At 72.0% G+C, this 24,734-nt stretch carries 20 protein-coding genes; 10 read left to right on the forward strand and 10 right to left on the reverse strand.

Going from position 1 to position 24,734, the window contains the following annotated elements; genetic code table 11:
• The first annotated feature begins 79 nt into the window (after window positions 1–79).
• Window positions 80–3,019 (forward strand): helix-turn-helix transcriptional regulator, encoded by a 2,940-nt coding sequence (locus tag AB0I91_RS19905; protein ID WP_498776997.1) that lies wholly within the window; start codon window positions 80–82, stop codon window positions 3,017–3,019.
• Window positions 3,020–3,082: 63 nt separating this feature from the next.
• Window positions 3,083–3,766 carry a peptidylprolyl isomerase gene (locus AB0I91_RS19910; RefSeq protein WP_499638139.1) on the forward strand — a complete coding sequence of 228 codons (684 nt, stop codon included), beginning with the start codon at window positions 3,083–3,085 and terminating at the stop codon, window positions 3,764–3,766.
• 4 nt (window positions 3,767–3,770) lie between these two features.
• On the opposite strand, the gene AB0I91_RS19915 is transcribed toward AB0I91_RS19910, so the two are convergent.
• On the reverse strand, window positions 3,771–4,496 hold the full coding sequence (locus AB0I91_RS19915; protein WP_498776995.1) for an SCO4651 family lipoprotein: 726 nt from the start codon (window positions 4,494–4,496) through the stop codon (window positions 3,771–3,773).
• A gap of 95 nt (window positions 4,497–4,591) precedes the next feature.
• On the opposite strand from AB0I91_RS19915, the gene AB0I91_RS19920 reads away from it, so the two are divergent.
• Window positions 4,592–5,245, forward strand: a complete 654-nt coding sequence (locus AB0I91_RS19920; RefSeq protein WP_498776993.1) for an MOSC domain-containing protein — start codon at window positions 4,592–4,594, stop codon at window positions 5,243–5,245.
• Between the two features lie 7 nt (window positions 5,246–5,252).
• Here AB0I91_RS19920 and AB0I91_RS19925 read toward each other — a convergent pair whose 3' ends face one another.
• Both AB0I91_RS19925 and paaZ read right to left on the reverse strand, forming a co-directional pair.
• Window positions 5,253–6,092, reverse strand: a complete 840-nt coding sequence (locus tag AB0I91_RS19925) for an aldo/keto reductase (RefSeq protein WP_498776991.1) — start codon at window positions 6,090–6,092, stop codon at window positions 5,253–5,255.
• 122 nt (window positions 6,093–6,214) lie between these two features.
• Window positions 6,215–8,239, reverse strand: a complete 2,025-nt coding sequence (gene paaZ, locus AB0I91_RS19930; protein WP_499638091.1) for a phenylacetic acid degradation bifunctional protein PaaZ — start codon at window positions 8,237–8,239, stop codon at window positions 6,215–6,217.
• Window positions 8,240–8,376: 137 nt separating this feature from the next.
• On the opposite strand from paaZ, the gene AB0I91_RS19935 reads away from it, so the two are divergent.
• Window positions 8,377–9,618: a family 16 glycosylhydrolase gene (locus tag AB0I91_RS19935; protein WP_499612193.1), complete on the forward strand. Its 1,242-nt coding sequence runs from the start codon at window positions 8,377–8,379 to the stop codon at window positions 9,616–9,618.
• A gap of 302 nt (window positions 9,619–9,920) precedes the next feature.
• Window positions 9,921–10,889, forward strand: coding sequence for an LLM class flavin-dependent oxidoreductase (locus AB0I91_RS19940; protein ID WP_498776985.1), 969 nt, complete (start codon window positions 9,921–9,923; stop codon window positions 10,887–10,889).
• 42 nt (window positions 10,890–10,931) lie between these two features.
• On the opposite strand, the gene AB0I91_RS19945 is transcribed toward AB0I91_RS19940, so the two are convergent.
• The 3 genes from AB0I91_RS19945 to AB0I91_RS19955 all read right to left on the reverse strand — a co-directional run bounded on the left by AB0I91_RS19945 (window position 10,932) and on the right by AB0I91_RS19955 (window position 14,373).
• Complete coding sequence (locus tag AB0I91_RS19945) at window positions 10,932–11,345, reverse strand: chorismate mutase (RefSeq protein WP_499612191.1); 414 nt, start codon at window positions 11,343–11,345, stop codon at window positions 10,932–10,934.
• A 1,176-nt stretch (window positions 11,346–12,521) separates the two neighbouring features.
• Entirely contained in the window at window positions 12,522–13,421 is a 900-nt protein-coding gene (locus tag AB0I91_RS19950) for a proteasome assembly chaperone family protein (RefSeq protein ID WP_498777200.1), read from the reverse strand.
• A 19-nt stretch (window positions 13,422–13,440) separates the two neighbouring features.
• Window positions 13,441–14,373, reverse strand: a complete 933-nt coding sequence (locus tag AB0I91_RS19955; RefSeq protein ID WP_498776981.1) for a TetR/AcrR family transcriptional regulator C-terminal domain-containing protein — start codon at window positions 14,371–14,373, stop codon at window positions 13,441–13,443.
• Window positions 14,374–14,466: 93 nt separating this feature from the next.
• On the opposite strand from AB0I91_RS19955, the gene AB0I91_RS19960 reads away from it, so the two are divergent.
• Both AB0I91_RS19960 and AB0I91_RS19965 read left to right on the forward strand, forming a co-directional pair.
• The gene (locus tag AB0I91_RS19960; protein WP_498776979.1) at window positions 14,467–15,672 is read left to right on the forward strand and encodes an FAD-dependent monooxygenase; all 1,206 of its coding nucleotides are present in this window, start codon (window positions 14,467–14,469) and stop codon (window positions 15,670–15,672) included.
• Window positions 15,673–15,718: 46 nt separating this feature from the next.
• Complete coding sequence (locus AB0I91_RS19965) at window positions 15,719–17,569, forward strand: ABC transporter ATP-binding protein (protein WP_499612215.1); 1,851 nt, start codon at window positions 15,719–15,721, stop codon at window positions 17,567–17,569.
• An 8-nt stretch (window positions 17,570–17,577) separates the two neighbouring features.
• Here AB0I91_RS19965 and AB0I91_RS19970 read toward each other — a convergent pair whose 3' ends face one another.
• Window positions 17,578–19,200 carry an AMP-binding protein gene (locus AB0I91_RS19970; RefSeq protein ID WP_498776977.1) on the reverse strand — a complete coding sequence of 541 codons (1,623 nt, stop codon included), beginning with the start codon at window positions 19,198–19,200 and terminating at the stop codon, window positions 17,578–17,580.
• A 90-nt stretch (window positions 19,201–19,290) separates the two neighbouring features.
• Between AB0I91_RS19970 and AB0I91_RS19975 the strand changes: the two genes are divergently transcribed.
• Window positions 19,291–19,974, forward strand: a complete 684-nt coding sequence (locus AB0I91_RS19975) for an aspartate/glutamate racemase family protein (RefSeq protein WP_499638094.1) — start codon at window positions 19,291–19,293, stop codon at window positions 19,972–19,974.
• Here AB0I91_RS19975 and AB0I91_RS19980 read toward each other — a convergent pair.
• The gene (locus AB0I91_RS19980) at window positions 19,971–20,639 is read right to left on the reverse strand and encodes a fibronectin type III domain-containing protein (protein WP_499612185.1); all 669 of its coding nucleotides are present in this window, start codon (window positions 20,637–20,639) and stop codon (window positions 19,971–19,973) included. The genes AB0I91_RS19975 and AB0I91_RS19980 overlap by 4 nt on opposite strands.
• Window positions 20,636–21,235, reverse strand: a complete 600-nt coding sequence (locus AB0I91_RS19985) for a polysaccharide lyase family protein (RefSeq protein ID WP_499612183.1) — start codon at window positions 21,233–21,235, stop codon at window positions 20,636–20,638. Before AB0I91_RS19985 ends, AB0I91_RS19980 begins: the two co-directional genes overlap by 4 nt.
• Window positions 21,236–21,382: 147 nt before the next feature.
• Between AB0I91_RS19985 and AB0I91_RS19990 the strand changes: the two genes are divergently transcribed.
• A complete protein-coding gene (locus AB0I91_RS19990) occupies window positions 21,383–21,925 on the forward strand; it encodes a hypothetical protein (protein WP_498776969.1) in 543 nt (180 codons plus the stop codon).
• Window positions 21,926–22,125: 200 nt separating this feature from the next.
• Window positions 22,126–23,334, forward strand: coding sequence for a DUF6801 domain-containing protein (locus AB0I91_RS19995; protein WP_499638097.1), 1,209 nt, complete (start codon window positions 22,126–22,128; stop codon window positions 23,332–23,334).
• Window positions 23,335–23,410: 76 nt separating this feature from the next.
• Here AB0I91_RS19995 and AB0I91_RS20000 read toward each other — a convergent pair whose 3' ends face one another.
• Window positions 23,411–24,625 carry a lipase family protein gene (locus AB0I91_RS20000; protein ID WP_499638100.1) on the reverse strand — a complete coding sequence of 405 codons (1,215 nt, stop codon included), beginning with the start codon at window positions 24,623–24,625 and terminating at the stop codon, window positions 23,411–23,413.
• Between the last annotated feature and the right edge of the window lie 109 nt (window positions 24,626–24,734).

Here is a 24,734-nt window from a genome sequence, read left to right on the forward strand (position 1 = left end):
CCTACCGCCGGACTGCCCGCCCACACTGGGGGTGCGGGCAGTTTGGCATGCCGCCGTTCGGCTTGACTAAGGTCGGCGCATGCACACCCGCGCGCCGGTCGTGGTCGGCCGCGACGAAGAACTCCACGTGCTCGACCGCATGCTGGCCGACGCGGGCGCCCACCGGGGCCGCGCCGTGTTCCTCGTCGGCGAGCCGGGCATCGGGAAGACCCGGCTGGCGCGCTTCGCCGCCGGCGCCGCCTTCGACCGCGGCATGCGGGTGCTGCGCGGTCGCGGCAGCACGATCGGGCCGATCGTGCCGTTCCGGCCGCTGGCCGAGGCCCTGATGTCGCTGCTGCGCGCCGGGGACGGCCTCAACCTGCGCGAACTGGGCCCGTACCAGCCGGCGCTCGGCCGGTTGGCGCCCGAGTGGAGCCCGGAGGCGGCCGGCGCCGAGGAGCAACGGCCCGCGCACTCCGTGCTGGTGCTCGCCGAGGCCGTGCTGCGGCTGCTGGCCGTGGTCGGCCGCACGCAGCCGTGCCTGCTGGTGCTGGAGGACCTGCACGACGCGGACGCCGAGACGCTGGCCGTCGTCGACTACCTGGTGGACAACCTCGACCAGGCGCCCGCCGCGCTCCTGGTGACCACCCGCGCCGACCCCGGCCCCACCCTGGACGTGGTCCGGCTGGCCGCGCAACGGCAGGTGGGCGTGCTGATGGAGCTGCGCCGCCTGGACGAGCGGCAGGTGCGCCGGATGGTGGGGCTGTGCCTGGAGGCGGAGGACCACGAGGTGCCCGCCGAGGTCGTGCAGCGGCTGTGGGCCGACAGCGCGGGCAACCCGTTCGTGGTCGAGGAGATGTTGCACGGCCTGGTGAACGGCGGCCTGCTGGTGCGCGGGCCCGGCGGCTGGCAGGTGCTCGGCGAACTGCGCATCGACGTGCCGTCGGCGCTGGTCCGCTCGATCGCGCACCGCACCGACCGGCTGGGGCCGCAGGGCCGCGAGGTGCTGTCGGTGGCCGCCGTGCTCGGCCACCGGTTCCCGCTGTCGGTGCTGCGGCGGGTGACCGGCATGGACGACCGCGCCCTGCTCTCGCACCTGCACGCGGGCGTGGCCGCGCAGCTGGTCACGCCGGACGAGCCGGTGCCCGACTGGTACGCGTTCCGGCACCCGCTGACCGCCGAGGCGCTGCTGGCGCAGCTGCCGCCGCCGCACCGGGCCGAGCTGGCCCGGCGGACCGCCGACGCCGTGCGCGAGCTGCACCCCGACCTGTCCGGCGAGTGGTGCGCGCTGGTGGCGTCGCTGCGGCTGGACGCCGGGCAGACCGCCGAGGCGGGCGCGTTGCTGGCCGAGGCGGGACGGCGGGCGCTGGCCGACGGCGCGGCCGGGTCGGCGGTGCGGCTGCTCGACCACGCGCACCGGCTGCTGGCCACCGAGGTCGACGTGGCCATCCGCGCCGACGTGCTGGACTCGCTGCTGCCCGCGCTCGCCGAGGCGGGCCAGTTCGAGCGGGCGTTCGCGCTGGTCGACGCGGTGACCGAGCTGAGCGCCGCCGGGTTGGGCCGGGTGCGGCGGGCCGAGCTGCACACCAAGCTCGCGCAGGTGGCCAACACCGCGGGCCGGTGGACCGAGGGCATGGCGCACGTGGAGACGGCGCGCGCGCTGCTCGGCGCGGACGCGACCGACGAGCACACCGCCCGCCTCGACGCCGTGGCCGCGTTCCTGACGTTGAACCTGGAGGTGCCGGACCGGATCTCCTCGGCCGAGTTCCTGGCCAGGCGGGCGGCCGACGCGGCGAAGCGGGTGCCGCTGCCGGAGGTGGGCTGCGAGACGTGGCAGCTGCTCGGCGTGCTGGCGCGCGACCGCGACCTGGACGAGGCGACCGAGTGCTTCAGCCGGGCCCGTGCGCTGGCCGAGGAGCACGGGCTGCCGATCCAGCGGGTGTACGCGGTGATCAGGCAGGCCGGGCTGGGCTGGCTGGCCGAGGGCGAGGCGGCGGAGCTGGCCGAGGCGCGCGAGGAGGCGTTGCGGATCGGCGCGATCAGCGTGGCCTACAACGTCGACGCGATCCTCGGGCTGGACACCGTGCTGCGCGGGCAGTACGACGCCGCGGCGGAGCAGTTGACCCGGATCATCGCGGACACGCGGCGGCTGCAGCTGCGCAACCTCACCCTGTACGGGTTGATGGCGCGCGCGACCGCGGCGGCGCACCAGGGCAAGCGGGCCGAGATGGACGCGGCGATCGAGGCGTTCGACCAGCTCGGCGGGGTCGGCTCGCAGGAACGGCCGCTGTGCTTCGGGTTGGCGCGGGCGTTCTGCGCGTTGCTGGAGGAGGACCGCGTGACCGCCGGGCACGACCTGGCGCGCGCCATCGCGTACGAGGCCGAGGCGCCGACCGTGTACCACCTGTCCGGCAGGCACGGGCTGCGCCTGCTGCTGGACGCGTTGTCGGGCGCGTTGGACCTGGCGGGCTACCGCGCGGTGACGCGGGCGGCGGCGGCGCGGATGCGCTGGAACCGGGGTTTCGCGCAGTTCGCGCTGGCCGTGCTGCTGGGCAGGCTCGGTCGGGAGGCGGAGGCGGCGCAGGCCGTGCGCGCGGGCCGCGAGGCGGCGGCGATCCACCCGCTGGCCCGCCACCTGGGGCTGCGGCTGGTGGCCGAGGCGGCGGTGGCCGACGGGTGGGGCGAGCCGGTCGGCTGGCTGCGCGGCGCCGAGGAGTACTTCCACCAGGCCGGTCAGCCGGCCGTGGCCAGCGCGTGCCGCGGGCTGCTGCGGCAGGTGGGCGCGTCGGTGCCGCAGCGGCGGACCGGGTCCGACCAGGTGCCGCGCGAGCTGCGGGCGCTGGGCGTGACCGTGCGCGAGTTCGAGGTGTTCCGGCTGCTGGCGGGTCGCCTGGGCAACAAGGCGATCGCCACCCGGCTGCACATCTCGCCGCGGACGGTGGAGAAGCACGTGGCGAGCCTGATCACGAAGACCGCGAAGCCGGACCGGGAGTCGCTCAGCGCGTTCGCCGCGTCCCTCGGACCCGCCGACCGGCCCTAGCAAGGCGGGTGCCGGTCCGTTAGACCTGGTGCGGTGAGAATCCTGGTGGCAGTGGCGCTGACGATGGCTCTCGGCGGCGGGGTGGCGCAGGCCTCCCCCGCGACACCGGACGCGGGAGCACCGGACACGACTCGCGGGCCGTGCGCGTACGCGGTGACGCCGGACGAGCCGGCCGCCCGGCCCGTGCCGCTGCCGCCCGACCCGCGGCACACGCCCGACCGCGGTCACCCCGAGGTCCTCCTGCAGACCAACCAGGGCCCCGTGCCGCTGGTGCTGGACCGCGCGAAGGCGCCGTGCACCGTCCAGAGCTTCCTGCACCTGGTGCGGAAGAAGTTCTACGACGACACGACGTGCCACCGGCTCACGGCGTACCCGACGTTGAAGGTGCTGCAGTGCGGCGACCCGTCCAACACCGGTGAAGGCGGTCCGGGCTACAAGTACGCCGACGAGCTGCCGACCGACCTCGCGCCCGCGCCGAACGACCCCACGGGCCTGCGCCGCATCTACCCGCGCGGCACGTTGGCCATGGCCAACGCGGGCCCGGACACCAACGGCAGCCAGTTCTTCCTGGTCACGTCGGACTCCGTGCTGCGGCCCAACTACACCGTCTTCGGCCGCGTCACCCCCGCCGGGCTCGCCACCTTGGACAAGGTCGCCGCCGGCGGCATCGCGCCGAACCCGGACAGCGAGGTCGACGGCCGCCCGGCCCTGACCACGGACATCCAGCGGGCCAAGCGCACCTGCTAGGGCGCTAGGAGACGGGCGCGCTCACCCGGATGTCGGCGTTCCAGTCGGTGAAGCGGTGCAGGGTGCGCTGGAAGACGTTGCCCTCCAACGTCTTCAGCACCTGCTCCACCCGCACCGGCAGGTCGCCCGGACCGACCCACACGGTCGCGGACGCGGTGAAGCCCGACTCGTAGGCCGCCATCAGCTGGGCGCGCCGCGAGCTGTCGGGCGTGCGCTCGGCCTGCAGCCGCAGGTCGACCAGGAGCGTGTAGCGGCGCGTCGACACGCCGTCGAGCTGCTCGTCGCCCTTCTCCACCAGCAGGCTGCCGGTCAGCGACCGCACCACCGAGGCCGGGTCGACCTCGTCTGCCAGGCCGGCGACCGTGGTGTCCACCCGCACGGGCGCGCGGTCGGCCAGGTCGAGCCTGGTCCACGTGCCGCCGTCGGTGCGGGAGTAGCCGGCGTCGGCCAGCACGACGACGTCGGTGGACGAGTCCTGCCGCAACGACACCAGCCGGCCCTCGCCGGCGCGCAGCAGGCCGCCGTCGAGCGCGACGCTCAGCCCGGTCATGGTGGTCTCGGCGGCGAACCGGACGGAGTGCTGCTCGTCGGCGCGGGCGACCAGGTTCGCGATCAGCGTGGCGCTGTCGTCCACCACCGGGCCGAGGGTCGGCGTCGGGAGGGCTGTCCGCTCCGCGCAGCCCGCCAGCGCCACCCCGGCCAGCACCAACGCGACGACGGACCTGCGCATGTCTCCCCCCACGGACGGTGAACCACGCCATCCTCCCCCACCGGCGACCGATAAGGAGTGCGAACCCCGAAAGTGTCTCGGCTACCGTCGTGGGCATGCCCCACGTGCTCTCCGTCAACGTCGGCTCCCGCGTCGAGTTCGACCAGGCCAACGTCGGCCACACCGGTATCGGCAAGCTCCCCGTGCCCGGCCCCGTGGACGTCCGCGCGCCCGGCCCGGTCGGCAGCGGCGTCATCGGCGACCACATCTCCGACTCGCGCAACCACGGTGGCGACGACCAGGCCGTTTACGCCTACGCGCGGGAAGACCTGGACGCGTGGGCGGTGGAGTTGGGTCGGGCCGACCTGCGGCCCGGGCTGTTCGGCGAGAACCTGACCACGGTGGGTCTCGACGTGTGCGGCGCGCGGATCGGCGAGCGGTGGCGGATCGGCGGGCTGCTGCTCCAGGCGACCAGCCCGCGGGTGCCGTGCCGGACGTTCGCCGGGGTGATGGAGGAGCACGGGTGGGTGAAGACGTTCACTCGGCGCGGGCTTCCCGGCACGTACTTCCGCGTCCTGGAGCCCGGCACGATCACGGCGGGTGACGAGATCACGATCGAGCACCGGCCCGACCACGACGTCACGATCGCGCTCGCGTTCCGCGCCCTGACCCTGGAGCCCGCGTTGCTGCCGGGCCTGCTGGCGGCCGGCGACGACCTGCCCGAGGACCTGCGACGCCGGGTCGAGCGGCGGGCGTTCGACCCGGCGTAGCGGTGGCTCAGGCGAGCGCGGACAGCTTCTCGAACTCCTCGTCGGTCAGCTCGATCCGCGCCGCCGCCACGTTCTCCTCCAGGTGCGCGATCGAGGACGTGCCGGGGATGGGCAGCACCACGGGCGACCTGCGCAGCAGCCACGCCAGCGCGAGCTGCGCGGGCGTGGCGCCGTGCTCCTTGGCGGCCGAGTCGAGCACGCCGCCGGGACGGGCCAGCTCGCCGGTCGCCACCGGGAACCACGGGATGAACGCGATGCCGAGCTCGGTCGCGCGCTCCAGCACGGCCTCGTGCCCGCGGTTGGCCAGGTTGTACAGGTTCTGCACGCTCGCGATCGGCGCGACCGCCCGGGCGGCCTCGAGCTGGGCGACGTCCACCTCGGACAGTCCGATGTGCCGGATCTTGCCCTCCTCCTGGAGCTTGCGCAGCTCGCCGACCTGGTCCTCCAGCGGGTAGTCCGGGTCGACGCGGTGCAGCTGGTAGAGGTCGATGCGCTCGACGCCGAGCCGCCGCAGGCTGGTCTCGACGGCCTGCCGCAGGTAGGCGGGCTTGCCGAGGATCGGCCACTCGTTCGGGCCGGTGCGCAGCAGGCCGCCCTTGGTCGCGATGACCAGGTCGTCCGCGTACGGGTGCAGGGCCTGCCGGATCAGCTCCTCGTTGACGTGCGGGCCGTAGGCGTCCGCGGTGTCGATGAAGGTGACGCCCAGCTCGACCACCCGGCGCAGCACGGCGATCGCGTTGTCGCGGTCGGCCGGGTAGCCCCAGATGCCCTCACCGGTGAGCCGCATCGCGCCGTAGCCGAGGCGGTTGACGGTCAGGTCCCCACCCAGCGAAAAGGTCTCAGACACCTCTGGTGCTCCTCGTGGTTCGGGTGTTGCTCGGTTCTCCACTCGCGCCAACCGGTCGGACCGCGTCGGTTGTTCCCGTCCTGGGGGATCGGGCCGACGCGCGTCCACGTGGTGGAACCCGGCTACTGCTTGGCGACCAGCGTGAGCACGTCGTACTTGGCCACCGACTCACCCTTCTGGTTGACCAGGTCGGCGTCCCAGCGGACCTCGCCGTACTCCTGGTCCTCGCGCGGCGTGATCTGCTTCGCGGTCAACGTCACGGTCAGCTCGTCGCCGGGGAACGTGGGCGTGAGGAACCGCAGGTTCTCCAGCCCGTAGTTGGCCAGCACCGGCCCCGGCTCGGGCGAGACGAACAGGCCCGCCGCGAACGACACCACCAGGTACCCGTGCGCGACCCGACCGCCGAAGAACGGGTTCGCCGTCGCGGCTTCCTCGTCCATGTGCGCGTAGAACGTGTCGCCGGTGAACTCCGCGAAGTGCTCGATGTCGGCCAACGTCACCGTGCGCGGCCCGGCCACGACCGTGTCGCCGATCCTCAACTCCCGCAACGACTTGCGGAACGGGTGCACGTCCGACTCGGTGCGCGGCGCGCCCGGCACCCACCGCCCGGTGACCGCGCTCAGCACCCTGGGGCCGGCCTGCACCGCGGTGCGCTGCATGTGGTGCAGCACGCCACGGATGCCGCCCATCTCCTCACCGCCGCCCGCGCGGCCCGGACCGCCGTGCACCAGCATCGGCAGCGGCGAACCGTGTCCGGTGGACTCCTTGGCGTCGTCGCGGTCGAGCACCAGGACGCGGCCGTGCCACGGGGCCACGCCCAGCACCACGTCGCGCGCGAAGTCGGCGTCGTGCGTGACGACGGAGCCGACCAGGCTGCCCGCGCCGCGCGCGGCCAGCTCGACCGCGTGCTCGGCGTCGCGGTAGGCCATCAGCGTCGACACCGGCCCGAACGCCTCCACCTCGTGCGGCTGGGCGTGGTCGGGGTCGGCCTTGAGCAGCACCGGCGACAGGAACGCGCCGCGCTCGGCGTCGGCGTCCACCACGTCCACGCGGTCCGGGGAGCCGTAGACGACGTCACCGACCTCCAGCAGCGCCTTCAGCGACCGCCGGACCTCCTCGCGCTGCTCCAGCCCGGCCAGCGCGCCCATCCGCACGCTCTCGTTCGCGGGGTTGCCGATCACGACCTTCGCCAGGCGCGCGGTGGCGGCGTCGGCGACGGCGTCCAGGAGGGAGGCGGGTACCAGGGCGCGCCGGATCGCGGTGCACTTCTGGCCTGCCTTGACCGTCATCTCGCTGACGAGCTGCTTGACGAACAGGTCGAACTCGGGCGTGCCCTCGACCGCGTCCGGGCCGAGGATCGAGCAGTTCAGCGAGTCCGCCTCGGCGTTGAAGCGCACGCTGTTGCGCACGACCGCCGGGTGGGTGCGCAGCACCTGGGCGGTGGACGCGGAGCCGGTGAAGCCGACCAGGTCCTGGGCCGTGAGGTGGTCGAGCAGGTCGCCCGCGCTGCCGGTGACCAGCTGCAGCGAGCCTTCCGGCAGCAGGCCCGAGGCCAGCATCAGCTCGACCAGCTTCTCGGTGATGTACGCCGTCTGGGAGGCGGGCTTGATCAGCGACGGCACGCCGGCGATGAACGCGGGCGCGAACTTCTCCAGCGGGCCCCACATCGGGAAGTTGAAGGCGTTGATCTGCACGGCCACGCCCCGCAGCGGGGTCGCGACGTGCTGGCCGACGAACGTGCCGCCCTTGCTCAGCGGCTCCACGTTGCCGTCGACGTAAACCTTGTCGTTGGGCAGCTCGCGCTTGGCCTTGCTCGCGTAGCCGAACAGCACGCCGATGCCGCCGTCCACGTCGATCAGGGAGTCCGTCCTGGTGGCGCCCGATCGGGCGCACAGGGCGTACAGCTCGTCGCGGTGTTCCCGCAGGTGCGAGGCGAGGGCCTTGAGCAGGGCCGCGCGCTGGTGGAACGTCAGCTCCCGCAGCGCCGGTCCGCCGACGCGCCTGCCGTGGTCGAGCGCCGCCGCCATGTCGACGCCCTGCGACGAGATGCGGGCGATCTCCTCGCCCGTCACCGCGTCGTGCAGCGGCGTTCCTTCGACGGACGGGGCGTGCCAGCGACCTGACACGTAGCTGCGCAGCATGGCCATCGGGTGTCGACCTCCTCGTCGGGCCGGTGGGTGTCCCGGCATGACCCGACAGTAAAGCCTCCGTACTTTCATCGTGACTTGATTCAAGGTCATGCAGTAACTTTTGGACGGCCGCCGCCAGAATGAGAGGAGTGTCGATGAGGACACGAGTGGTGGTGAGCGCGGTCGTGCTCGCCTTCAGCGGGCTGGCCGTGCCGGCCGCCCAAGCCGCACCCGCGCCCGCGCCGGACGCCGCCGACGTCGGCGCCATGGCGGTGACCTTCGCCGAGGAGTTCAACGGCCCGGCGGGCACGCGGGTCGACGCCTCCAAGTGGAACACGGAGGTCGGCGACAACAACGGCAACAACCGCGAGCACCAGTACTACACGACCTCGGCGAGCAACGCCGCCATGGACGGCGCGGGCAACCTGGTCATCACCGCCCGCAAGGAGAACCCCGGCAACTACAACTGCTGGTACGGCCGGTGCCAGTACACGTCGGCCCGGATCAACACCGCGGGCAAGTTCACCACGACCTACGGCAAGGTCGAGGCGCGGATGAAGATGCCGCGCGGCAAGGGCATCTGGCCCGCGTTCTGGATGCTCGGGCAGGACATCAACTCCGGCAACCCGTGGCCGGGCAGCGGCGAGATCGACATCATGGAGTTCCTGGGCCACGACCTGGACACGGTGTACGGCACCATCCACGGTCCCGGCTACTCCGGCGCGGGCGGCATCGGCATGCCGTTCAACGGGCCGAACTTCGCCGACGGCTTCCACACCTTCGCCATCGAGTGGTCGCCCACCGGCATCGCGTGGTCCGTGGACGGCAACGTCTACCAGCGCCGCACGCCCGCCGACGTCGGCGGCAACCAGTGGGTGTTCAACAAGCCGTTCTTCATCATCCTGAACCTGGCGGTCGGCGGCGAGTGGCCGGGCTACCCGGACGCCACCACCACGTTCCCGCAGCAGTTCGTGATCGACTACGTGCGGGTGTCGACGTCGGACGGCAACCCGCCCGCGGGTGGCCGGATCACCGGCATCGGCGGCAAGTGCGTGGACGTGGCCGGCGCGAACTCGGCCAACGGCACGCCCGTGCAGCTGTGGGACTGCAACGGCACGGCGGCCCAGCAGTGGTCCCGGCCGGGCGACGGCACGATCCGGGCGCTGGGCAAGTGCCTGGACGCGGCGTCGGGCGGCACGGCGGACGGCACGCTGGTCCAGCTGTGGGACTGCAACGGGACCGGTGCGCAGAAGTGGGCGGTGAGCGGTGCCAACGACATCGTGAACATCCAGGCGAACAAGTGCCTGGACGCGCAGAACAACAGCTCCGCCAACGGCACGCGGCTGCAGCTGTGGACCTGCTTCGGCACCGCGAACCAGAAGTGGACCGTCGCGTGAGCCACGTGACGTGATCGGGGCCTGTAGCTCCTGATTCGGGCCCCTCAAGCCCGCCCGCGACCGTGACCGCCGACTCTCCCCGGCGGTCACGGTCGGTCACGGTCGGTCACGACAGTCGCGGCTGTCGCAGCGGCGCCGGTCGAGGCGGGCGTGACGCGGATGCTCACGCCCGCCTCCCTGCCGTCGCACTTCCCCAGCTGCACCATCCCCTCCCCGAACTCCCCCTCCCCCCTCGCCACCCCCGCACATCCGGAACGCGGTTCGACCGGAATGCGGTGGTGATCGACACCGTTGACCTTGTCGTGAAGCTTTCCGTGCTGGACCGGTCGCGGGTGAGGGTCGGGAGTGGTCACCCAGAGGCGCTGCGCGACACGATCGCGTTCGCCCGTCAGGCTGAACAGCTCGGCTATCACCGCTTCTGGGTGTCCGAGCACCACGGCGTGCCGGGCGTGGCCGGTTCCGCGCCGACGGTGCTGGCGGCAGCCGTCGCCGGGGCGACGTCCCGGATCAGGGTCGGCACCGGCGGCGTGATGCTGCCCAACCACCAGCCACTGGTCGTGGCCGAGCAGTTCGGTGTGCTGGAGTCGCTGTTCCCGGGCCGGATCGACATGGGCCTCGGCCGGTCGGTCGGCTTCATCGAGGCGGTCCGCAAGGCGTTGGGGCACGACAAGGAGGACGCCGCCGACTTCGGCCCGAGGCTCACCGAGCTGCTGGGGTACTTCACGGGCGACCAGGCGGTGCGCGGCTACCCGGCCGACGGCCTCCGCGTGTCGCCGTTCGTCCTCGCCACCGGCGCCGGCGCGCGCGTTGCCGCAGCACACGGCGTCCCACTGGTCATCGGCTCGTTCCGGGGCGAAGACGCCATGATCGACGCCATCACCACCTACCGCGCCGAGTTCCGCCCGTCGGCGTGGTCGGACGAGCCGTACGTGGTGATCTCCTCGACGGTCGCCGTCGCCGACACCACCGAGGACGCCTGGCGACTCCTCGTGCCGGAGGCGTGGGCGATGGCGCACTCACGCACCCGAGGCGAGTTCCCACCCCTGAGCGCGCCGAACGACATCCTCGCCCAGGCCATGACGAGCCGCGAGCGCCGACTGTTCGAGCAGTCCCTCCAAGGCCACGTCCACGGCACACCATCCGAAGTCGCCAAGGCCCTGGACAACCTCCTCCACCGCACCGCCGCCGACGAGGTCCTGGTCACCACCAGCACGTACGACCGCGCCGCCATGCTCGACTCGTACCGCCGACTGGCCGACCTCTACCTCTGACCCGCCCGACCGCCGCCTGCGGTCAGACTCCGACGGACCGCGTCACCCCTGCGGGTTCGTCGCGCGCCGAGTCGCCGCGTGCCGGGTTGCCGTGTGTTCTACGAGCTCAACCTCGATGAACGCACCGATCATCGCCCGCCACACCGCCTCCGCCACCACCGGCTCCAACCCTGCCACCGACGCCCGCTCCCGCACCGACGCGATCACCTCGGCAACCCGGTCCGGCGCCCGAACCGCCTGGTCATCCGACTTGAACGCCGCAGCCGCCCGCACCAGACCTTGCCGTTGCGCCAGCAGGCGCACCAGCTCCGAGTCGATCACATCGATGCGCGCACGAACCTCGTCCAGTGACGTCGGGGGCAGCGACGGCTGCGACGACGAATCGGACGACGGGGACGGCGACAGCGACGGCGACGGGACCGACGTGGAGGTGGAGTCAGACACGTCCATCATCATCCACGACTCATACCAACCGACTACTCCCCACCTCGCAACCCCACGGCACCCAAACGCCCCACCACCCGAACACCGCTACCAGCGCATGCCACTCCGCAGCACGGCAAAGCACCAATCCTCGGCGCGGCGGGGGCGGGGGTCCACGACACGACGGCACAGCGCTGAAGGCACCACGGCGCAAGCGCTCGGGTGCCGTGGTGCGGGCGCGCGGGTGCCGTGGTGCGGGCGCGCGGGTGCCCTGGTGCGGGTGTTCGGGTGCGCGGCGTGGTGTCGTTGTGGTGGTGGCGCGGCAGGTCCGCACGACCCCCGGTGGGGATCCTGCGGCGGTCGGCTGGTGCTGGCGCTGCTGAGCTGGGGGCGGCAGCGCTGTGGCACGGCTGCCGGTCAGCCAATGGCAGCACCAGGTGGCAACGCTGCGGTGGAGCAGTGCCGCCGGTCAGCCGGTGGCAGCACTGGGGTGGCACGGCTGCAGGTCGGCCGGTCGGCTGCGGGCGGCCTACCGGAAACGCCGTACGGCCGCGCTGTGGCAAGGCGCCGGGCGGCCGGCCGCGATGGCAGCGCTGCGGCGTCGCTGCCGGTCAGCTGACCGCAGCACCGGGCGGCAGCACTGCGGTAGGACAGGGCTACCGGTCAGGCTGTCGCGGCACGGTGCGGCCGGGCTGCGGTGGGACAGGGCCACTGGTCAGCCGGTGGCAGCGCCGGGTGGCAGCGCTGCGGTGCGGCAAGGCTGCCGGGCGGGCTAGCGCGGCAAGGTGCGGCCGGGCTGCGGTGCGGCCCGACCGCCGAGCGGCCGGTGGCAGCACCGGGTGGCGAGGCTGCGGGTCGGTCGGCCGGCCGGTGGCGACATAGCGGAACGCGGTGCGCCAGCGCTGCGGCAAGGCTGTCAGGCCGCCGCGATGGCAGCACCGGGTGGCACGGCTGCCGGTCAGCCGATGGCAGCACCGGGTGGCGAGGCTACGGTGCGGCTGGTCGGCAGTAGGTCGGCTGAGGGCAGCACTGGGCGGCAGCGCTGCGGTGGGGCAGGCTGCCGGGCGGCTGGTGCGGGCACAGCGGAGCGCCGGGTGGCAGGGCTGCGGTGCGGCGCGCGGGTGGGTGGTGGCGCGGCGTGGCAGGGCTGCCGGTTGGGCTGCTGTGCGGCTGCGGTGTGGCTTTGGTGGGGCCGGTTGGTGCGGGTGGTTAGTGGTCGCGTTGTTGTTCGGCTAGGAAGCGTTCGAACTCGGCGCCCAGTTCGTCGGCGCTGGGCAGTGGTTCGTCGTCGTTGATCAGCAGGTTGTCCGAGGCCTCGGTGAAGGCGTCGTACTGCCGTTCCAGTGCCTCGACCACCTGGGCGACCTCGGCCGATTCCGACACCTGGCGGGTGATCTCGGCGTCCGTCCGCTTGGCCGCCTCGTTCAGCGCCGCCGCCTGGATGACCAGGCCCGTCGACTTCGTCAACGCCTGCAGCAGGCTCAACGCGGCGGCGGGGTAGGTGCCCTGCGCCAGGTAGTGCGGCACGTAGGCGGCGAAGCCCATGGCGTCGTGGCCGGTCTGCCCGAGCCGCAGCTCCAGCAGCGCCGACAGGTTGCCCGGCACCTGCACCCGGCTGAACGGCGAGCCCTCCGTCACCAGTTCCGGCCTGGTCGCGTGCGAGATCACCGACAGCTTCCGCGTGTGCGGCACGCCCATCGGGATGCCGTTGAAGCTGACCGCGAGGCGCAGGCCCCACCGCTCGATCAGCGACCGCACGGCCGCGACCACCGCCTCCCACCGGCGATCCGGCTCGGGGCCGGTCATCAGCAGGAACGGCGTGCCCACCGCGTCGTGCATCAGGTGCACGACCAGCTCGGGCGCGTCGAAGGACTCCCAGCGGTCGGTGGCGTAGATCATCGTCGGCCGCCGGGCGCGGTAGTCGATCAGGTCGTCGATGTCGAACCGGGCGATCACCCGGTGTTCGTGCACCTCCAGCAGGTGGGCGACCACCGTCGCGCCCGCCGCACCGGCGTCCATGAAGCCGTCGAAGTGGTGCAACAACACCGCTCCGGTCAGGTCCGGGACGTCGGAGTCGACCTCGAACAGATCCTCCGGGTCCAGCGCCACCTCGTGCCTCCCCAAGTGCTCACATGCCAGTCCTCCCCTCCGTCAACGTCGACCGACCGCTGATCCATTCCCCGATTCCGTCGAGCATTCGAGCGAGACCGAATTCGAAGAGCGTGTCCAGCCCCAGGTCCAGGTCAGAGCCCACGACGCGGCTGAACATCGGGAACTCCCCGCCGGAGACGATGTCCAGCAGGGCCGGCGCCTGCTGGGTCATCCACTCGTCCCCGGTCATCCCGGTGTCCCGCCGCTGCTCGACCTCCGGCTCGATGTTCACCGCGACGCCCCGGACGAAGCCGAACATCGTCACGGCGGCGTGCATCATCTCCTCCAGGTTCAGCCCCTTCCCGTCGAGCGCGCGCAGGACCCACTCGGTGTGCGCGAGCGCACTGGGAAGCAGTTGCGGCCTGGTCATGGACATGGCCGGCGCCAGCCACGCATGTTCCTGGAACAACTTCCACTGCACCCTCGCGCTCACCTCCAGCCGCTCCCGCCAGGTCTCGGGCCCCGGCTCGGGCAACTCCTCCTTCCGCAACACGTGGTCGATCATCCGAAGGACCAGTTCGTCCTTGCTCTCGACGTGCCGGTACAGCGACATGGTCGCCACGCCCAGCCGTGCCGCCACCCGCCGCATCGACAACCCGTCGAGCCCTTCCTGGTCCGCCAGGCGGACCGCCGCGAGGACCAGCCGCTCGCCGGTCAGGTCGGTCTCCTGCGCGCGCGGCCGCACAGGTTCCCCACCTTCCGGCGACACGACCGTGCCCACGCCGGCCACGGGACGCACGAAGCCCTCGGAACGCAAGGTGACCAGCACCTTGGTCGCCGTGGCCATCGCGACGTTCCAGCGCACGGTGATCTCGCGCGTCGACGGCACCCGATCACCCGGTCGCAGCTGGCCCGACTCGATCGAATCGCGGATCTCGCGCGCAATCCGCTGGTAGATCGCGTCAGTCATCGCCCGCCTCCTCAAAGGTAGTGCACCGGATGCTACAGCACTAGTGCACGACCGAGTGATTGACCACGCAGAACACCCATGTACGGTGTACGCATGAACACCGTACTGATCTCCGGCGCGAGCATCGCCGGCCCCGCGCTCGCCTACTGGCTGCGCCACCACGGCTTCACCCCGACCGTCGTCGAGCGGGCACCCGCCCCGCGCCCCGGCGGCCAGGCCGTCGACCTGCGCGGAACGGCCCGCGAGGTCGCCGAGCGAATGGGCGTGCTCGATCAGGTGCGCGCCGCGCACACGGGCGCGCGAGGCATGGCGTTCGTGAACGCCGAGGGCAAGCGCACCGCCACCATGGCGTCCGACGCGATGGGCGACTCGGGCGGCGTGATCGCCGAGCTGGAGATCCTGCGGGGCGACCTGGTCCGCATCCTCCACGAGGCGACCGCGACCGGCGTCGAGCACGTCTTCGACGACGGCATCACCTCGCTCACCCAGACCGGAGCCGGGGTGGCGGTGACCTTCGAGCGCGGCGAGCCGCGCACGTTCGACCTGGTCATCGGCGCGGACGGGCTGCACTCCAAGGTGCGGTCGCTGGCGTTCGGCCCCGAGTCGCGGTTCGCGCACGACCTCGGCGCCTACATCTCCATCTTCGGCACGACCCAGCGAGAAGACCTGGACGGCGTGCAGCTGATGCACACCGTGCCCGGCCGCACCGCGGGCATCTACCCCACGCCGGACGGCGGGGCCAAGGCGATGTTCGTGTTCGCCTCGCCCCCGCTGGAGCACGACCGGCGCGACACGGCGTGGCAGCGCGAGCTGATCGCCACCACGTTCGCCGACGACGGCTGGGAGGTGCCCCGGCTGCTCGAGGACATGCGCGAGGCGCCGGACTTCTACTTCGACCGGCTCTGCCAGATCCGGATGGACACCTGGTCGGACGGTCGCGTCGCGCTGCTCGGCGACGCGGCGTTCTGCGCGTCGCCCATGGCGGGCAACGGCACGAGCATGGCGTTGGTCGGCGCGTACGTCCTCGCGGGCGAGCTGGCCACCGCCCCGGATCACGCCACGGCGTTCAGACGGTACGAGGAGGTGATGCGCGAGTACGTGACGCGGTGCCAGAAGTTCGCGCTGGGCGGGGTCGACAGCCTGATGCCGAAGTCGCGGATGTCCATCCGCATGCGCGACTTCGCGATCCGCGTAGTCCCGCACATCCCCGGCGGCGCGAGACTGTTCGGCGACCTGCAGAAGCTGGCGAACACCGTGTCGTTGGCGGACTACCGGCCCCGGAGCTTGACCTCCACCTGACTCCAGGTCCTACGTTCCGGGCATGGACATGGAGACCACCGCCTGGATGTCGCTGTACCACGTGACGAACGCGCAGGACGACAAGCGGCCGTTCTCCGTCGCCACGTTCCGCCGGATCTGGGCGTTCGCCCGTCCGCACCGGGTGAGGCTGACCCAGTACCTCACCCTGAGCGTGGTCGTGGCGGTGCTGGCGGTGGCGACACCGGTGCTCGCGGGCCGGATCGTGGACGCGATCGTCAACGGCGCGGCGTACCGGGTGGTGCTCGTCCTCGCGGTCGTGATCGCGGTCATCGCGATCGTCGAGGCGGGGTTGGGGCTGCTGACGCGGTGGCTGTCGGCGAGCATCGGCGAAGACCTGATCCTCGACCTGAGGACCACGGTCTTCGACCACGTGCAACGGATGCCGATCGCGTTCTTCACCCGCACCCGCACCGGGGCGCTGGTGAGCCGGCTCAACAACGACGTGATCGGGGCGCAGCGGGCGTTCAGCGACACCTTGTCCAGCGTGGCGGGCAACCTGGTCACGTTGGCGCTGACGCTGGCGGTGATGATCAGCCTGTCGTGGCAGATCACGCTGCTGGCGCTGGTGTTGCTGCCGGTGTTCGTGGTGCCGGCGCGGCGGATGGGGACGCGGCTGGCGCGGCTGGAACGTGAGGCGGCCAACCACAACGCCACCATGGGCACCCGGATGACCGAGCGGTTCTCGGCGCCGGGGGCGACGCTGGTGAAGCTGTTCGGCAGGCCGGCGCACGAGTCGGAGGAGTTCGCGACGCGGGCGCGGCGGGTGCGGGACATCGGGGTGCGCACGGCCATGGTGCAGACCGTGTTCCTGACGGCGTTGACGCTGGTCTCGGCGCTGGCGTTGGCCGTGGTGTACGGGTTGGGCGGGTTCTACGCGCTGCGCGGCGAGTTGGACCCGGGGTCGGTGGTGGCGCTGGCGTTGCTGCTGACCAGGCTGTACGCGCCGCTCACGGCGCTGGCCGGCGCGCGGGTCGAGGTGATGAGCGCGTTGGTGAGCTTCGAGCGGGTCTTCGAGGTGCTCGACCTGAAGCCGTTGATCACCGAGAAGCCCGATGCGCGGTCGGTGCCGGACGGTCCGGTGTCGGTGGAGTTCGAGAACGTCCGGTTCGCCTACCCGTCGGCGGACAAGGTGTCCCTGGCGTCGTTGGAGGAGGTCGCGGTGCTCGACAGCCGCGGCGGAGAGGAGGTGCTGCACGACGTGTCGTTCCGGGCCGAGCCCGGCCAGGTGGTGGCGTTGGTCGGCTCGTCGGGCGCCGGGAAGTCCACGATCGCCTCGCTGCTGCCCCGGCTCTACGACGTGGACTCGGGCGTGGTGCGCCTGTCCGGTGTGGACGTGCGCGACCTGACCGCCGACTCGGTCCGCGGCGCGCTGGGCATGGTGACGCAGGACGGTCACCTGTTCCACGAGTCGATCCGGTCGAACCTGCTGCTCGCCCGCCCGCAGGCCACCGAGGCCGACCTGTGGGAGGTGCTGGGCCGGGCGCGGCTGGCCGAGCTGGTGGCGTCGCTGCCGGACGGGCTGGACACCGTGGTCGGCGAGCGCGGCTACCGGTTGTCCGGCGGCGAGCGGCAGCGGTTGACGATCGCCCGGCTGCTGCTGGCGAAGCCGCGCGTGGTGATCCTGGACGAGGCCACCGCGCACCTGGACTCCACCTCGGAGGCCGCGGTGCAGGCCGCGTTGGGCGAGGCGCTGCACGGGCGCACGGCGGTGGTGATCGCGCACCGGCTGTCGACGATCCGGGCGGCCGACCTGATCCTCGTGGTCGAGGGCGGTCGGGTGGTGGAACGCGGCACCCACACCGAACTGCTCGCCGCGGGCGGGCGTTACGAAGAGCTGTACCGGACCCAGTTCGCGGAGGAGGTGCGAACGTCGTAAGCCGGCACCTACGCGTGCCGCACCGCGTCGGCGTCGGCGAGGCCGAGGAGCTGCACGGCCTGCTTGCGCATCTCGACCTTGCGCACCTTGCCGGTGACGGTCATCGGGAACTCGTCGACCACGTGGACGTACCGGGGGATCTTCTGGTGCGCGAGCTTGCCGGCGCAGAACGACCGCAGCGACTCGGCGGTCAGCGGTTCCGCGCCGGGGCGCAGGCGCACCCAGGCCATCAGCTCCTCGCCGTACTTCACGTCGGGGACGCCGACGACCTGCGCGTCGAGCACGTCGGGGTGGGTGTAGAGGAACTCCTCGATCTCGCGCGGGTACAGGTTCTCGCCGCCGCGGATCACCATGTCCTTGATCCGGCCGGTGATGTTCACGTACCCGTCGGCGTCCATCACCGCGAGGTCGCCGGTGTGCATCCACCGGGCGGCGTCGATCGCCTCGGCGGTCTTGTCCGGCTGCTCCCAGTAGCCGAGCATCACCGAGTACCCGCGCGTGCACAGCTCGCCGGGCGTGCCGCGCGGCACGGTGCGGCCGGTGTCCGGGTCGACGACCTTCACCTCCAGGTGCGGCCCGACCCGGCCGACGGTGGACACCCGCCGGTCCAGCGAGTCGTCACGGCGGGTCTGCGTGGACACCGGCGAGGTCTCGGTCATGCCGTAGCAGATGGACACCTCGCGCATGCCCATCCGCTCCACCACCTGCTTCATCACCTCGACCGGGCACGGCGAGCCGGCCATGATCCCGGTGCGCAGCGACGACAGGTCGTAGGAGTCGAAGCCGGGGTCGGCGAGCTCGGCGATGAACATCGTCGGCACGCCGTACAGCGACGTGCACCGCTCCTCCGCCACGGCCCGCAACGTGGCGGCGGGCTCGAACGCGGGCGCGGGGATCACCACGCACGCGCCGTGCGAGGTGGCCGCGAGGTTGCCCATGACCATGCCGAAGCAGTGGTAGAACGGGACCGGCACGCAGATCCGGTCGTCCTCGGTGTACCCGAGCAGCTCACCGACGAAGAAGCCGTTGTTGAGGATGTTGTGGTGCGACAGGGTCGCGCCCTTCGGGAACCCCGTGGTGCCCGAGGTGTACTGGATGTTGATCGGGTCGTCCGCCGACAGCTCCGGCCACCGCGGCAACGCGTCCGCGTGCAGGTCCGTCCACTCGGGACTGTCGAACAGCACGACCTGGCGCAGCGCCGCGCAGCGGGGCCGGACCTCGGCGATCATCCCGGCGTAGTCGGAGGTCTTGAACGACGCGGCCGCGAAGAGCGTGCGCACGCCGGCCTGGTTGAGCACGTACTCCAGCTCGTGCACCCGGTACGACGGGTTGATGTTGACCAGGATCGCGCCGATGCGCGCGGTCGCGTACTGGACCACCACCCACTCGGCCCGGTTGGGCGACCAGATCCCGACCCGGTCGCCGACGCCGACCCCGGCCGCCATCAGCCCGGCCGCGACGGAGTCGACCTCGGCGGCCAGCTCGCGGTAGGTCCACCGGCGGCCGGTGGGGAGGTCGACCAGGGCTTCCCGGTCGGCGTGCGTGGCCACCGCGCGGTCGAAGTTCACGCCGATGGTGTCGCCCAGCAGCGGCACGTCGGAGGTGCCCGAGGAGTAACTCAGGTGCGCCATCACGGCAACGTACCGCAGGCCGCAACCTCGTGACCAGCGACAACGTTATTCATGCCGCTCGGCAGACGGCGTGCCGACACAATCGTCGCCATGCGAACCATCGGGTTGATCGGCGGGATGAGCTGGGAATCGTCCGCCGAGTACTACCGGCTGCTCAACGAGGAGACGCGGCGCCGGCTCGGCGGCCACCACTGCGCGCCCAGCCTGCTGCTGACCGTCGACTTCGCCGAGATCGAGCAGTTGCAGCGCACGGGGCAGTGGGAGCGGTCGGGCGAGTTGCTGGCCGAGGCCGCCCGCAAGCTCGAAGGCGCGGGCGCCGAGCTGGTCCTCTTGTGCACCAACACCATGCACAAGGTCGCCGACGCGATCACGGACGCCGTCCAGGTGCCGTTCGTGCACGTCGTGGACGCCACGGCGCGGCGGCTGACCGCCTACCGCAAGGTCGGCCTGCTCGGCACCCGGTTCACCATGGAGCAGGACTTCTACCGCGACCGGATGCGCGCGCACGGCATCGAGCTGGTCGTCCCGGACGAACCGGACCGCACGCTCGTGCACGACGTGATCTACCAGGAGCTGACCAAGAACCGGGTCGAGCCCGCGTCCCGCGCCGCCTACCGGGACGTGATGGCACGCCTGGTCGAGCGCGGCGCGGAGGCGGTGATCCTGGGCTGCACGGAGATCACGTTGCTGGTCGACCAGTCCGACAGCACCGTGCCGCTGGTCGACTCGACCCGCATCCACGTCGAGACGGGCGTCGACCTCGCGCTGGCCTAGGCCTCGCCTCCGGTCGTCAGGTGCACTACGTCGGACGCCGCGCCGTAGTAGTAGGCACGTACGCGGTAAGTGGCGGTCTTCTCCGTCGGCAGCGTGATCAACCCGAACGACCGCACGTCCGGGTCGAGCCGCGCGGCCACCGAGAACTCCGCCGCCCCGGCCGGCCTGACCTCCAGCAGGTACCCCTCCTCCCCCGCCGCGCGGTCGGTCCACGTGAACAGGATCCCGTTGGCGTGCTTCACCTCGGCCCGGAAGTCACCCGCACCGGCGTCGGCCGAACGCACCGGGCGCACGCCGCTCGGACCGCTCACCGGCGCGGCCCACTCGTGACCGTCGGCCGGCGGCACCTCGTCGCCGGGCGGCAACGCCACGTCCACCGACGCCGACGCCGGGCCGTGGAACGACCGCACCCGGTAGTGGAACGACGTCCGGGGGATCAGGTCCGGGTGCGCGAACGTCGTGCGGGACGGCGGCACGAACTCCAGCACCGTGTACGCGTCGCCGGCCGCGTGGGCGTACTCGACGACCTGCCCCGCCGCGCCCGGTTCGGCCTCCCACGCCAGCGAGACGTCCGTCGGCGACGTCAACGTGGCGGTGAGCGTCGAGGGCCGCTCCCGGCCGCACGCGACCAGGAGCAGCACCGACACCACGACGAGACGCCTCACTTGCGCCAGAACCGGATGCCGCTCCACACGACCGTCGCCGGGCCTTGGCCGCTGTTGGTGCGGTAGGCGCCGAACTTGTCGTAGAAGCTGCCACCGGGGCCGTCGTACGCGTGCTTCAGCGATCCGTTGATGTACGTGCGGTGCTGACCGCCCACCACGTGCACCGTGTTCACCCGCACGGACGTGCCGACGGTCGCCCCCGTGGCGATCGTCGCGCCGCCGTGCACCGCGTACAGCCGGCCACCCCGTTCCACCGCCAGCATGAAGAACGGGCCGGCCGCGGACTCGTGGAACGTCTGCTTCAGGCTGACGCGGGTGCCGCCGAGGCTGGTGATGCGGAACGACCCCTCGAACTGGCGGGTGCCCCCGGAGTAGGTGGCGTACCGGCGCTCGGCCCGCTGGTCGCCACTCGCGGTGGCGCAGGTGAGGCGGAAGGTCAGGTCCGCGACGTCGCCGCAACCCCGCTCCTGCACGGTGAAGGTGGGCGAGTACGAGGTCCACGGTCCGGGTTCGACCTGGGCGTGCGCGGCCGGTGGGGCCACCACCAGGCCGCCGACGAACACCGCCGCGACCAGGGCTCGGAGTGTTCCGGACATGCGCGCCTCCTTCGACTCCCCTGGTGACGGGGAGGGTCGAGGCGGTGGCGCAGGTCACTGTAATTGGTCTGGACGACTCGGACAAGGATCGCCCGGTCAGGGATCTCCCTGAAGCCGGGCACGTCCGCGTGCGGCACAGTGGACGGCATGGAGCTCACCCCGCGCGCCCTGTTCGGCCTGGCCCGGACGACCGTCGAGACCGCCGTGTCGGTGCCGGGCCGCGTGCTCGACCTGCTCGGCGCGGCGGAGGCCGTCGTGCGCCGCGCCGACGAGATGGTCACCCGCACCGAACGGGTGCTGGCCGAGACCGAGGCGCTGGTCGGGCGGGCGAAGGCGGTGACCGCGACGGCCGAGGACGTGACGACCGACGTCGGCCGCACCGCCCGGACGTCGCGCGAGCTGCTTGACAGCTACGCGCCCATCGCGCGGAAGGCCCAGCCGCTCGCGCAGCGGTTCGTGGACGACCTGTCGCCCCACGAGGTGGACGCCGCCGTGCAGCTGGTGGACCAGCTGCCGGTGCTGACCAAGCACCTGATCGAGGACGTCCTGCCGATCCTGGCCACGCTCGACCGCGTCGGGCCGGACATCCACCAGCTGCTGGAGGTCACCAACGACGTCCGGCAGGCGATCCTCGGCATCCCCGGGTTCACGTTCATGCGCCGCCGCGGCGAGGCCAAGGCGGACGACTAGCGATTGTTCGCACGATCACGAGTGCGCGGCGCCGCGTTCTTGTCACCACGTGAGTGCCGCGACCGGCGCCGCCACAATGTCTGCCGCATTATTTAGCGGATATCGAAGGTTTTCCGGGCAACTCTTGCCGGTGGTCCGCGCACCTCATTAACTTCCGTCGAGTCGGCACATTTCCGGCAGATTTCGAGGAAGGATCACCCGTGAGGTTGAAGACAATACTGGGCGCGGGCGTGACGTCCGGGCTCGTCGTGGCCGGTCTGCTCGCCGGCGTCGGCAGCGGCTCGGCGGCGCCCGTCCAGGTCGACAAGACGCTGACGTTCACCTGCCCGTTCCCGCTGATCGGCAACCAGGTGCTGTCGACCCGGATCCGGGCCACCATCGACGCGCCGACCTCGGTCGGCGGCGAGTTGAAGACCACGGACTTCTCCGCGACGGTCACCGTGCCGCCGACCGCGACGCAGGGCCTGACGCTGGTCGGCGCGGCGACGGTGGAGGGCTCCGCCGAGGCGGGCGTGACGCTGGACAACGCCGGCAGCAAGCTCGACATCAAGATCCCCGGCCTGACCGTGCCGAAGACCCCGGTGCCGGCCGAGGGCGCGTTCGACGTGGTCGCGAGCGGTCCGGTGCCGACCGCGGTGATCCCCAAGGCGGGCACGACGACCGTGACGGTCGGCAACTACAGCACGACGTTGACGCCGAAGAAGGCCGACGGCACCGACACCGGCCTCGGCACGTTCACGTCCAACTGCGTGCTGGACCCGGGCCAGGACCCGACGCTGATCCGGTTCGACGTGTCGGGCGGCGGCGGCCCGACCACGACGACCACCACGACCACGACCACCACCACGACGACGACCACCACCGTGCCCACGACCACGACGACCCGACCCCCCGGCGGCATCAAGTACGCCTACTCCCTGAACGGCACGTCGACGATCAAGAAGCTGGGCGGCGCGGTCGCGCTCGGCCCGGGCAGCCTGAACGCCGACCTGGACCTGGCCACCGGCGCCTTCACCGGTGACCTGGTGCTGCCGCCGACCTCGGGCAAGTTCAGCCTGTTCGGGTTCGTGCCGGTGGAGTCGAAGATCGAGTTCGTGCCGGAGGGCAAGACGACCGGCACGCTCGCCGCCGGCGCGGTGAAGTCGAGCTCGAAGGTCACCATCAAGCTGCCGTCGGTCACCGCGTTCGGCATCCCGATCAGCAACGACCCGAACTGCCGCACCACCACGCCCGCGGACATCGGCCTGGCGTCGGCGGCGGGCTTCGACCCGCTCAAGGGCGGCAAGCTGGCGGGCACGTACACGATCCCGGCGCTGACGGGCTGCGGTCCGCTCAACGACCTGGTCAGCGGTTTCGCCGCGGGCCCGGACAACACGATCGACCTGACGCTCACCGCGAAGACCGCGTAACCGCCCGGAACCCACCCCGACCGCACTGGGAGACCGCCGCGTCCGACCGCGGCGGTCTCCTGCTGTTCCGGGCCGGTCAGCAGTTCGACGTCGCCGGGCGGCCCGCGATCCGGTCCGCGGTGAACGCCTGCGCCGCCGCGCTGCCCGTGTGCACGGCGGTGATGTGGTCGGTGGCGTAGGTCCGCCAGTCCACCTGCACGCCGAGCCGGCAGTACGCGTCGCGCAACGCCTTGGCCTGCGTGAAGTCGACCAGGTCGTCCCCGGTGGCGTGGTAGGCGTGCACCGGCACGCGGATCGCCGTGCCGCCGAGCTTGTTCTCCGCCACCCTCGCCAGCCACGGCGGCGTGAGCACCGGGCTGGACGTCGTGTAGTCGGACAGCCTGCGGCCCTGGTAGTCGACCAGCAGCTCCAACGTGCACGCTTCGCGTTCCATGCGGGCGAACTCCGCGCGGCCCGCGTCGTTGAGGTAGGCCTCCAGGTCGAGCTCCGGGTACGCGTGGTCCAACCCGATCAACGAGTACGCGAGCAGGCCGAAGCCCTTCCGGCCGTCCAGCGGCAGGGCGACCTGGACGAGGTCCGCGGGCACGCCGCCGCCGACCACGCCGACCAGGTTCAGCTCCGGCGCGTACGCCGGCTGCAGCTGACCCGCCCACATCGCCGCGCCACCGCCCTGCGAGTAGCCCCGGAACACGACCTTCGCGGCCGGGGACAGCCGGGCGTCCGGCAGCCGTTGCGCGGCCCGGACCACGTCGATCACCGCGTGACCCTCGGACCGGCCGGTGACGTAGGTGGTCCTCGGGTCGGGCCGGTAGCCCTCGTAGTCGGTGATGGCGACCGCGTAGCCCGCGCGCAGCAGGTCGTTGACGGCGGGCTGCTCGTAGAGCGCGCCGATGCGCACCATCTCCGACGGCGCGCACCTGAACGCCGGGCCGTGCGTGCCCACGGCGAACGCCACCACCGGCGCCGTCGCCGGGTCGGCGGACCGCGGCACGAGCACGGTGCCGGTCACCGCGTTCGGCTGCCCCAGCGCGTCGGTGGACCGGTACATGACCTGCCACCCGTTCACCGTCGAGCCGAGAGCGCCCGCCGACGACGCGCGGAACCGGATGACGTCGCCCGGCGCGCCCGCGGGCAGCGGGCTGGGCGGCACGTAGAACGAGTCGTCGGCCGCCGCCGAGGGCGCGAGGCCCGTGACGGCGGCGGCCACCACGACCGCGACCGCCGATAATGAGAATATCTTTCGCAAACCGACACCTCCCAGGAAATGTGACAGAGACAATGCACAGTGCATTAATCCGGACCGGCCAGTCCAGGCCGACCGCCCGACTTGTCATCCGGGTGCGTGTTTCCAAAACCGGATTTGTAATGCTCGTACAACAAGCCCCATCACTCGAAAGAGT

Source organism: Actinosynnema sp. NPDC049800 (assembly GCF_040656635.1).
GTDB lineage: Bacteria > Actinomycetota > Actinomycetes > Mycobacteriales > Pseudonocardiaceae > Actinosynnema.